The sequence below is a fragment of the Microbispora sp. ZYX-F-249 genome, assembly GCF_039649665.1.
GTDB lineage: Bacteria > Actinomycetota > Actinomycetes > Streptosporangiales > Streptosporangiaceae > Microbispora > Microbispora maris.
On the sequence record NZ_JBDJAW010000006.1, the window covers coordinates 281,942 to 292,954 of the forward strand.

At 67.2% G+C, this 11,013-nt stretch carries 9 protein-coding genes; all 9 read right to left on the reverse strand.

The annotated features are described in order from the left end of the window. Nucleotides 1–19: 19 nt before the first annotated feature. On the reverse strand, nucleotides 20–322 hold the full coding sequence (rplW, locus tag AAH991_RS10920) for a 50S ribosomal protein L23 (RefSeq protein WP_076432505.1): 303 nt from the start codon (nucleotides 320–322) through the stop codon (nucleotides 20–22). Next, the gene (gene rplD / locus AAH991_RS10925) at nucleotides 322–972 is read right to left on the reverse strand and encodes a 50S ribosomal protein L4 (protein WP_346225638.1); all 651 of its coding nucleotides are present in this window, start codon (nucleotides 970–972) and stop codon (nucleotides 322–324) included. The genes rplW and rplD overlap by 1 nt, the downstream gene beginning before the upstream one ends. After that, a complete protein-coding gene (gene rplC / locus AAH991_RS10930; protein ID WP_346225639.1) occupies nucleotides 969–1,625 on the reverse strand; it encodes a 50S ribosomal protein L3 in 657 nt (218 codons plus the stop codon). Before rplC ends, rplD begins: the two co-directional genes overlap by 4 nt. Nucleotides 1,626–1,638: 13 nt before the next feature. Next, the gene (gene rpsJ, locus AAH991_RS10935) at nucleotides 1,639–1,947 is read right to left on the reverse strand and encodes a 30S ribosomal protein S10 (protein ID WP_012887830.1); all 309 of its coding nucleotides are present in this window, start codon (nucleotides 1,945–1,947) and stop codon (nucleotides 1,639–1,641) included. 245 nt (nucleotides 1,948–2,192) lie between these two features. Beyond that, the gene (tuf, locus tag AAH991_RS10940; RefSeq protein WP_346225640.1) at nucleotides 2,193–3,386 is read right to left on the reverse strand and encodes an elongation factor Tu; all 1,194 of its coding nucleotides are present in this window, start codon (nucleotides 3,384–3,386) and stop codon (nucleotides 2,193–2,195) included. Nucleotides 3,387–3,485: 99 nt separating this feature from the next. Continuing rightward, nucleotides 3,486–5,534: an elongation factor G gene (gene fusA / locus AAH991_RS10945; RefSeq protein WP_428833970.1), complete on the reverse strand. Its 2,049-nt coding sequence runs from the start codon at nucleotides 5,532–5,534 to the stop codon at nucleotides 3,486–3,488. A gap of 84 nt (nucleotides 5,535–5,618) precedes the next feature. Beyond that, nucleotides 5,619–6,089, reverse strand: a complete 471-nt coding sequence (rpsG, locus tag AAH991_RS10950) for a 30S ribosomal protein S7 (RefSeq protein WP_346225642.1) — start codon at nucleotides 6,087–6,089, stop codon at nucleotides 5,619–5,621. Nucleotide 6,090: 1 nt separating this feature from the next. Beyond that, nucleotides 6,091–6,465 (reverse strand): 30S ribosomal protein S12, encoded by a 375-nt coding sequence (gene rpsL, locus AAH991_RS10955; protein ID WP_030508316.1) that lies wholly within the window; start codon nucleotides 6,463–6,465, stop codon nucleotides 6,091–6,093. A 622-nt stretch (nucleotides 6,466–7,087) separates the two neighbouring features. After that, nucleotides 7,088–10,963 carry a DNA-directed RNA polymerase subunit beta' gene (locus AAH991_RS10960; protein WP_346225643.1) on the reverse strand — a complete coding sequence of 1,292 codons (3,876 nt, stop codon included), beginning with the start codon at nucleotides 10,961–10,963 and terminating at the stop codon, nucleotides 7,088–7,090. Nucleotides 10,964–11,013 lie beyond the last annotated feature (50 nt).

Here is an 11,013-nt window from a genome sequence, read left to right on the forward strand (position 1 = left end):
CTCCCCGCTGCGGCAGGTGCTAGCCGATCTGACCGAAGATGTCGATCCGCTCGCCCTCGGCCAGGCTCACGATCGCGCGCTTGGTGTCCGGACGCTGGCCGTAGCCGTGCCGGGTCCGCTTGCGCTTGCCCTGGCGGTTGATCGTGTTCACGCCGGTCACCTTGACGCCGAAGATCTGCTCAACGGCGATCTTCACCTGCGTCTTGTTGGCACCCTTGCGCACCAGGAACGTGTACTTGTTGTGCTCATCGATCAGGCCGTAGCTCTTCTCGGAGACGATCGGCTTGAGGATGATGTCGCGCGGGTCGGCGATCTTCTGCATCAGGCCTCTTCCTTCCCGCTCTTCGCCAGCCGGGCCACGACCTGGTCGTAGGCCTCACGGGTGAAGACCACGTCGTCGTGGCACAGCACGTCGTAGGTGTTCAGCTGTCCCGCGTCCAGCAGGTGGACCTCGGGCGCGTTGCGCAGGCTGAGCCAGGTGAGCTCGTCGTTCTCGTCGACCACGACGAGCACGCTGCGGGCCTGCGTGATCTTGCGCAGCGCCTCCAGGGTCGCCTTGGTCTTGGGCGTGTCACCCGTGACCAGGCTGTCCACCACGTGGACGCGGCCGCCGCCGGCGCGGTCGGACAGCGCACCCTTGAGGGCGGCCGCCTTCATCTTCTTGGGCGTCCGCTGCTCGTACGAGCGCGGCTGCGGGCCGTGGACGGTGCCACCGCCGGCGAACTGCGGCGCGCGGGTCGAGCCCTGGCGGGCGCGGCCGGTGCCCTTCTGCCGGTACGGCTTCTTGCCGCCGCCGGAGACGTCGCCGCGGGTCTTGGTCGCGTGGGTGCCCTGCCGGCGCGCGGCGAGCTGGGCGACGACCACCTGGTGGATCAGCGGGACGTTGACCTTGGCCCCGAAGACCTCCTCGGGGAGGTCGACGGTCCCCGTCTTGGCGCCGCTGGCGTCGAGGACGTCAATGGTCGTGGTCACTTCGCAGCAACCCCCTTCTTGGCAGCGGTGCGGAGGAGGACCAGGCTGCCGTTGGCGCCGGGGATCGCACCCTTGATCAGGATGAGGCCCTTCTCGGCGTCCACGGCGTGCACCTTGAGGCTCTGGACCGTCGTGCGGACGTTGCCCATCCGGCCGGCCATGCGCAGGCCCTTGAAGACGCGGCCCGGGGTGGCGCAGCCGCCGATGGAGCCCGGGGAGCGGTGCTTGCGCTGGGTACCGTGCGAAGCGCCCAGACCACGGAAGTTGTGGCGCTTCATGACACCGGCGTAGCCCTTGCCCTTGCTCTTGCCAGTGACGTCGACGTACTGGCCGGCCTCGAAGGCGTCGGCGAGGACCTCCTGGCCGACCGTGTACTCGGAGGCGTCGTCGGTGCGTACCTCGGTGAAGTAGCGGCGCGGGGTGATGTCGTGCTTGCGCAGGTAGTCGCCCAGGGGCTTGTTCACCTTGCGCGGGTCGATCTGCCCGTAGCCGAGCTGGATGGCCGAGTAGCCGTCCTTCTCCGGAGTGCGGACCCGGGTCACCACGCACGGACCGGCCTCGACGACGGTGACCGGGATCACCCGGTTCGCCTCATCGAAGACCTGGGTCATGCCGAGCTTCTTGCCCAGGACGCCCTTGATCTGCTTAGCCATGTCAGTGCGTTCCTTAGAGCTTGATCGAAATGTCCACGCCGGCGGGAAGGTCGAGACGCATGAGCGAGTCGACCGTCTTCGGCGTCGGGTCGATGATGTCAATCAGCCGCTTGTGCGTACGCATCTCGAAGTGCTCGCGGCTGTCCTTGTACTTGTGCGGCGACCGGATGACGCAGTACACGTTCTTCTCGGTCGGCAGCGGCACCGGGCCAGCGACCTTGGCGCCGGTCCGCGTCACCGTCTCGACGATCTTCTTGGCCGAGCTGTCGATGACCTCGTGGTCATACGCCTTAAGCCGGATGCGGATCTTCTGTCCCGCCATAATGGCCTCGGTGTCCTTCGCTGTCGTCCTATAAAGCTTCGCGCGGCCTGTTGCCGCAGGTCTGTTTCCACGAGGCCGACGCCCGGATCCCGTCCGGTGTTCCGTGATCTGGCAGTGGCTTCGGTCGAAGTGCGGCCGAAAGCACTGCGAGATCACGGTCTCGTCGTTCGTGGGGGGTCGTCTCCGGCCCCTGCGCGGTGCGGCGGTCAGGCCCTTGTGGACCCGACCGCCGCCCAGCGGTGCTGCTACTTGATGACCTTCGTCACGCGACCGGCGCCGACGGTGCGGCCACCCTCACGGATCGCGAACTTCAGACCCTCTTCCATGGCGACCGGCTGGATGAGCTGGACGGTCATCTCGGTGTTGTCACCGGGCATGACCATCTCGGTGCCCTCCGGCAGGTTCACCACGCCCGTCACGTCAGTCGTACGGAAGTAGAACTGCGGACGGTAGTTGTTGAAGAACGGCGTGTGGCGGCCGCCCTCGTCCTTGGACAGGATGTAGACCTGCGCCTCGAACTCGGTGTGCGGGGTGGTCGTGCCCGGCTTGATGACACACTGACCGCGCTCGACCTCCTCACGCTTGATGCCGCGCAGGAGCAGACCGACGTTGTCGCCGGCCTGGCCCTCGTCGAGGAGCTTGCGGAACATCTCGACGCCGGTGACGGTCGTCGTGGTGCTCTTCTCCTTGATGCCGATGATGTCGACGGTCTCGTTGACCTTGACGATGCCGCGCTCGATACGGCCGGTGACGACGGTGCCGCGACCGGTGATCGAGAACACGTCCTCGATCGGCATGAGGAAGGGCTTGTCGGTGTCACGAACGGGCTCGGGGACGTTCTCGTCCACGGCGTTCATGAGCTCGATGATGGAGTCGCCCCACTTCTCGTCGCCCTCGAGCGCCTTGAGCGCCGATACGCGCACGACCGGCAGGTCGTCGCCCGGGAACTCCTGGGCGGACAGCAGCTCGCGGACCTCGAGCTCGACGAGCTCCAGGATCTCCTCGTCGTCGACCATGTCGGCCTTGTTGAGGGCCACGACGATGTAGGGGACGCCGACCTGGCGGGCCAGGAGGACGTGCTCCTTCGTCTGCGGCATCGGGCCGTCGGTCGCCGCGACCACCAGGATCGCGCCGTCCATCTGGGCGGCACCGGTGATCATGTTCTTCACGTAGTCGGCGTGACCGGGGCAGTCCACGTGGGCGTAGTGGCGCTTCTCGGTCTGGTACTCGACGTGCGCGATGGAGATGGTGATTCCGCGAGCCTTCTCCTCGGGCGCCTTGTCGATCTTGTCGAACGGGGTCGCCTCGTTGAGCTGCGGGAAACGGTCGTGAAGCACCTTGGTGATCGCCGCGGTCAGAGTGGTCTTGCCGTGGTCGATGTGCCCAATGGTGCCGATGTTCACGTGCGGCTTGTTCCGCTCGAACTTGGCCTTGGCCACTGGTCTGTCTCCTTAGAGATTCTGACTTGACTTTCGTCTTCTACCTCAGGCTCTGTACGGCGGGGCGCCCGAGAGCGCCCCACCTTACAGCGAGCGGAACTATTCGCCCCGAGCCTTCGCGACGATCTCCTTGGCGATGCCCGGGGGCACCTCCGCGTAGGAGTCGAACTGCATGCTGTAGCTCGCCCGCCCCTGAGTGCGGCTGCGCAGGTCGCCCACGTAGCCGAACATCTCGGAGAGCGGAACGAGCGCCCTGATGACACGGGCGCCGGACCGTTCGTCCATTGCCTGGATCTGTCCGCGACGACCGTTCAGGTCGCCGATGACATCTCCCATGTAGTCCTCGGGCGTGGTGACCTCGACGGCCATCATCGGCTCGAGGAGTACGGCGTCCGCCTTGCGCGCGGCCTCCTTGAAGGCCATCGAGCCGGCAATCTTGAAGGCCATTTCCGACGAGTCGACCTCGTGGAAGGCACCGTCCTGCAGCGTGACCTTGACGCCGACCATCGGGTAGCCGGCGAGCACGCCGAACTCGGCCGCCTCCTGCGCGCCCGCGTCCACCGACGGGATGTACTCCCGCGGGATGCGGCCACCGGTGACCTTGTTCTCGAACTCGTAGCCGTCGTTGCCCTCGCCCAGCGGCTCCAGGTCGATGATCACGCGCGCGAACTGGCCGGAACCACCGGTCTGCTTCTTGTGCGTGTACTCGACCTTCTCCACCTTGCGGCGGATGGTCTCGCGGTAGGCGACCTGCGGGCGGCCGACGTTGGCCTCGACCTTGAACTCGCGGCGCATCCGGTCGACGAGGATCTCCAGGTGGAGCTCACCCATGCCCCAGATGACCGTCTGCCCGGTCTCCTCGTCACGGCGGACCTGGAAGGACGGGTCCTCCTCGGCCAGCCGCTGGATCGCGGTCGACAGCTTCTCCTGGTCGCCCTTGGTCTTGGGCTCGATGGCCACGTTGATGACCGGCGCCGGGAAGGTCATCGACTCGAGGACGACCTGCTTGACCGGGTCCGAGAGGGTGTCACCGGTGGTGGTGTCCTTCAGACCCATGACGGCGACGATCTGACCAGCGGTCGCGGTGGGGCGCTCCTCGCGCTTGTTCGCGTGCATCTGGTAGATCTTGCCGATCCGCTCCTTCTTGCCCTTGACCGAGTTCACCACAGTGGTGCCGGCCTCGAGCGTTCCGGAGTAGACGCGGATGTAGGTGAGCTTGCCCAGGTGCGGGTCGCTCATGATCTTGAAGGCGAGTGCGGCGAAGGGCTCGCTCACGTCCGCGTGGCGCTCGACGATCTCCTCCTCGTTGCCCACCGCGTGACCCTTGAAGGCCGGGATGTCGGTGGGAGCCGGGAGGTAGGCGACGATCGCGTCGAGCAGGGGCTGCACGCCCTTGTTCTTGAACGCGGTGCCGCACAGGACCGGGTTGATGGAGCCGCTGATGGTCGCCCGGCGGATGGCCGCGACAAGCTGCTCCTCGGTGGGCTCGACGCCCTCCAGGAAGAGCTCCATGAGCTCGTCGTCGTTCTCGGCGACGGTCTCGACGAGCTTGTCGCGCCACTCACGGGCCGCGTCGGCGTGGTCGGCCGGGATGTCGACGGTGTCGTACATCTCGCCCTTGGCCGCCTCGGCGCTCCAGAGCAGGCCCTTCATCTTCACCAGGTCGATGACGCCCTTGAAGTCGGCCTCGACGCCCCAGGGAAGCTGAACGACCGCCGGGGTGGAGCCCAGCCGGTTGATCATCATGTCGACACAGCGGTGGAACTCCGCGCCGACCCGGTCCATCTTGTTCACGAAGCAGATGCGGGGCACGCCGTAACGGTCGGCCTGGCGCCAGACCGTCTCGGACTGCGGCTCCACGCCGGCGACGCCATCGAACACCGCGACCGCGCCGTCGAGAACACGCAGCGACCGCTCGACCTCGATGGTGAAGTCCACGTGTCCGGGCGTGTCGATGATGTTGATCGTGTGATCAAGCCAGCTGCAGGTGGTGGCGGCAGACGTGATGGTGATGCCGCGCTCCTGCTCCTGCTCCATCCAGTCCATGGTGGCAGCGCCCTCATGGACCTCACCCAGCTTGTAGTTGATGCCGGTGTAGAACAGGATGCGCTCAGTCGTCGTGGTCTTGCCCGCGTCGATATGGGCCATGATCCCGATGTTGCGGACCCTGGCCAGGTCAAGAGCGGTCGTGGTGGCCACTTCTTCGCGTCCTTAACTCGTCGTCGGTGCTCACTACCAGCGGTAGTGCGCGAAGGCCTTGTTGGACTCGGCCATCTTGTGCGTGTCCTCGCGCCGCTTCACGCTGGCGCCGAGGCCGTTGCTCGCGTCGAGCAGCTCGTTCATGAGCCGCTCGGTCATGGTCTTCTCGCGGCGCGCCCGGGAGTACTGGACAAGCCACCGCAGCGCCAGCGTGGTGCTGCGCGAGGCCTTGACCTCGACCGGCACCTGGTAGGTGGCGCCACCGACGCGGCGGCTCTTCACCTCGAGCGTCGGGCGGACGTTGTCGAGAGCGCGCTTGAGGGTGACGACCGGGTCGTTGCCGGTCTTCTCCCTGCAGCCCTCGAGGGCGCCGTAGACGATCGACTGCGCGAGGGAGCGCTTGCCGTCCAGGAGAACCTTGTTGATGAGCGCGGTGACCAGCGGCGAGTTGTGCACCGGGTCAGCGACCAGCTGGCGGCGGCCAGGGGAACCCTTGCGCGGCATGTCAGCTCTTCTCCTTCTTCGCGCCGTAGCGGCTGCGGGCCTGCTTGCGGTTGCGGACGGCCTGGGTGTCCAGCGAACCACGGATGATCTTGTAGCGAACACCCGGCAGGTCCTTCACACGACCACCACGCACGAGCACCATCGAGTGCTCCTGGAGGTTGTGGCCCACCCCGGGGATGTAAGCCGTGACCTCGATGCCGTTGGTGAGCCGAACACGGGCCACCTTGCGCAGCGCCGAGTTGGGCTTCTTGGGGGTGGTCGTGTAAACGCGGGTGCAAACGCCGCGCCGCTGCGGGCTCCCCTTGAGGGCAGGAGTCTTGGTCTTGCTGACCTTGTCCTGCCGGCCCTTTCGGACCAACTGCTGAATGGTGGGCACCGCGTCTCCGTTTCGTGCCTAGCCGGTGATACGTAGGACCCGGTCGAGGTGGCGATGCCGCCTCTCACAGGCTTGCAGGTACTGCCGGTGTCATGACCTGCTGGTTTTCACTCCCCTTCGACCCCCGCGCTCGGGCGTGTCGCGCTCTTGTCGCAGCACTCCCGGGCGGACCCGGTCGATCTGGAGGAGTCACGCGGCGCCCCACACGCCTTCCTCGTCGGAAAGCGGCATTTGAGCGCACGCATGCGAGCCCACAGACGGGCACGAAGGTAAAGCCTACCCGCCCTCGTACAACACGTCAAAACAGAGGAGGACGCCCCGGAGGGACGTGCCCCGCTGTCCTGACGTGCCGCTTCGCCGACGGCCCGAGCCGGACCGCCGAAGGACTCGGCCCCCTATCATACCGCCCCCACGAGGGGCTTCTCACGGTTTCGGCGCCGTCCCCGCCCCCGTGGCGCCGGACACCCACGCCCGTCACGCCGGAACGGACACCCACGCCCGTGCCGCCGGACACGCACGGCCGTACGCGGACCCGTGGACAACGGGAAGCGGCCCGGGGCGTGGTGCCCCGGGCCGCTTCCGTATGTTCACCGCCGCGGCGATCGCTCACCGCGGCGACCTGTCAACGGCCGTACTGGCCGAAGTCGTACTCCTCCAGCGGGACGGCCTCGCCGCTGCCCGAGCCGAAGGTGTAGTCCGCCGCCGAGCCGTCGTAGCCGCCGACCGTGTACATCGCGGCCTTGGCCTCCTCGGTCGGCTCCACCCGGATGTTGCGGTACTGGGGCATGCCCGTACCGGCCGGGATGAGCTTACCGATGATGACGTTCTCCTTGAGGCCGAGCAGCGAGTCCGACTTGGCGTGGATCGCCGCGTCGGTGAGGACTCGCGTCGTCTCCTGGAAGGACGCCGCCGACAGCCACGACTCGGTGGCCAGCGAGGCCTTGGTGATGCCCATCAGGACAGGACGGCCGGCGGCCGGCTGGCCGCCCTCCGCCACGGTCTGACGGTTGATCGCCTCGAAGCGCGGCCGCTCGACCAGCTCGCCGGGCAGCAGCTCGGTGTCGCCGGACTCCAGCACGTTCACGCGCTTGAGCATCTGCCGGACGATGACCTCGATGTGCTTGTCGTGGATCGACACACCCTGCGAGCGGTAGACCTGCTGCACCTCGTCCACCAGGTGGAGCTGGACGGCGCGCGGGCCGAGGATGCGCAGGACCTCGTTCGGGTTGCGCGCACCGGCGATCAGGAGCTGACCGACGTCCACGTGCTGCCCCTCCGAGACCAGCAGCCGCGACCGCATCGACACCGGGTAGGCGATCTCGTCGGAGCCGTCGTCCGGAGTGATGACGATCTTGCGGGTCTTGTCGGTCTCGTCGATCCGCACGCGGCCGGCGACCTCGCTGATCGGGGCGACACCCTTGGGGATGCGCGCCTCGAACAGCTCCTGCACACGCGGCAGACCGTGGGTGATGTCGGCGCCCGCCACACCACCGGTGTGGAAGGTACGCATGGTCAGCTGGGTGCCGGGCTCACCGATCGACTGGGCCGCGATGATGCCGACGGCCTCGCCGACGTCCACCAGCTTGCCGGTGGCCAGCGAGCGGCCGTAGCAGGTCGCGCAGACACCGATCTTGGCCTCGCAGACGAGCGTGCTGCGCGTCCTGACGGTCTCGATGCCGGCGTTCACCAGCGCCGTGACCACGTCGTCGTTGATGTCGACGCCCGCCGACGCGACGAGCTTGCCGTCCACCTCGACGTCCTCGGCCAGGATGCGGCCGTGCACGTTGCTCTCGGCGTTCTCGGCCTTGACCAGGTTGCCCTGCGGGTCGCGCTCGCCGACGTGCAGCGGGACGGCCCGGTCGGTGCCGCAGTCGATCTCGCGCACGATGACGTCCTGCGCGACGTCGACCAGACGACGGGTCAGGTAACCGGAGTCGGCGGTCCGCAGAGCGGTGTCCGCCAGACCCTTCCGCTGACCGTGGGTGGAGATGAAGTACTCCAGCACCGACAGGCCCTCGCGGAACGAGGACTTGATCGGCCGCGGGATCGTCTCACCCTTGGTGTTGGACACCAGGCCGCGGATGCCGGCGATCTGCCGCACCTGCATGCGGTTACCGCGGGCGCCGGAGTTGACCATCATCCAGACCGGGTTGGTCGCCGGGAACGCGTTGACCATGTCGGTCTCGACGTCCGCCGTCGCGTGGGTCCAGATCTCGATGAGCTCCTGACGGCGCTCCTCGTCGGTGATCAGACCCCGGTCGTACTCCCGCTGGACCTTGTCCGCGCGCTTCTCGTACGACTCCATGATGGCGGCCTTGTTCGGCGGCGCCACGACGTCCTCGATGGAGATCGTGACACCGGCGCGGGTCGCCCAGTAGAAGCCGGCGTCCTTCAGCGAGTCGAGCGCGTTGGCCACCTCCACCTTCGGGTACCGCTCGGCCAGCTCGTTGACGATCGCCGAGAGCTGCTTCTTGCCGACCTGGTAGTTCACGAAGGGGTAGTTGGCGGGCAGCGTCTGGTTGAACAGGCACCGGCCCAGCGTGGTCTCCAGCCGGATCGGGTCACCGGTCTCCCAGCCCTCGGGGGCCTCCCAGCCGCGCGGCGGCGGGACGTCCTTGAGGCGGACCTGGATCTTGGCCTGGATGTCCAGCTCGTGGCGGTCGTGGGCCATGAGGGCCTCCGACACCGTGGTGAACACCCGGCCCTCGCCCAGGCCACCCTCCTTCTGGGTGGTGAGCCAGTACAGACCGATGACCATGTCCTGGGTGGGCATCGTCACCGGCTTGCCGTCCGCCGGCTTGAGGATGTTGTTGGTGGACAGCATCAGGATCCGCGCCTCGGCCTGCGCCTCGGCCGACAGCGGCAGGTGCACCGCCATCTGGTCGCCGTCGAAGTCCGCGTTGAACGCGGTGCAGACGAGCGGGTGGATCTGGATGGCCTTGCCCTCGACCAGCTGCGGCTCGAAGGCCTGGATGCCCAGGCGGTGCAGGGTGGGCGCACGGTTGAGCAGCACCGGGTGCTCGGTGATGACCTCTTCGAGCACGTCCCACACGACCGGCTTGGACCGCTCGACCATCCGCTTGGCGGACTTGATGTTCTGCGCGTGGTTGAGATCGACCAGGCGCTTCATCACGAACGGCTTGAACAGCTCCAGCGCCATCTGCTTGGGCAGGCCGCACTGGTGCAGCTTGAGCTGCGGGCCGACGACGATGACCGAACGGCCGGAGTAGTCGACACGCTTGCCGAGCAGGTTCTGCCGGAAACGACCCTGCTTACCCTTCAGCATGTCGCTGAGGGACTTCAGCGGACGGTTGCCGGGGCCCGTGACCGGGCGGCCGCGGCGGCCGTTGTCGAACAGGGCGTCGACGGCCTCCTGCAGCATCCGCTTCTCGTTGTTCACGATGATCTCGGGCGCGCCGAGGTCGAGCAGACGCTTGAGGCGGTTGTTCCGGTTGATGACCCGGCGGTACAGGTCGTTCAGGTCCGAGGTGGCGAAGCGGCCACCGTCGAGCTGGACCATCGGCCGCAGGTCCGGCGGGATCACCGGGATGCAGTCGAGGACCATGCCGCTCGGCGAGTTGCGGGTGTTGAGGAACGCCGCGACGACCTTGAGCCGCTTGAGGGCGCGGGCCTTCTTCTGGCCCTTGCCACTGCGAATGGTCTCCCGCAGGTTCTCCGCCTCGGCCTCCAGGTCGAAGCTGGCCAGCCGCTCCTGGATGGCCTGGGCGCCCATGCCGCCGCGGAAGTAGCGGCCGAAGCGGTCGCGCATCTCGCGGTAGAGCAGCTCGTCGCCCTCCAGGTCCTGGACCTTGAGGTTCTTGAAGCGGCTCCAGACCTCCTCGAGGCGGTCCAGCTCGCGCTGGGCCCGGTCGCGGAGCTGACGCATCTCGCGGTCGGCGCCCTCGCGCACCTTGCGGCGGGCGTCGCCCTTGGCGCCGGCGGCCTCCAGCTCGGCCAGGTCGGCCTCGAGCTTCTTCTGCCGGGCCTCGATGTCGGCGTCACGGCGCTGCTCGATGTGCTGCCGCTCGACGGAGATCTTCGCCTCCAGCGAGGGCAGGTCACGGTCACGCATCTCGTTGTCGACATGCGTGATCATGTACGCCGCGAAGTAGATGACCTTCTCCAGGTCCTTCGGGGCGAGGTCGAGCAGGTAACCGAGGCGCGACGGGACACCCTTGAAGTACCAGATGTGGGTGACCGGCGCGGCCAGCTCGATGTGGCCCATCCGCTCGCGGCGCACCTTGGCGCGCGTGACCTCGACGCCACAGCGCTCACAGATGATGCCCTTGAAGCGGACGCGCTTGTACTTGCCGCAGTAGCACTCCCAGTCCCGGGTAGGACCGAAGATCTTCTCGCAGAAGAGCCCGTCCTTTTCCGGCTTGAGGGTGCGGTAGTTGATGGTCTCCGGCTTCTTCACCTCGCCGTGCGACCACTGCCTGATGTCGTCGGCGGTCGCGAGGCCGATGCGCAGCTCGTCGAAGAAGTTGACGTCGAGCACTAGATAATCCCCTTTTGAATCAGACCTCGTCGACGGTCATCGCGCCCTCG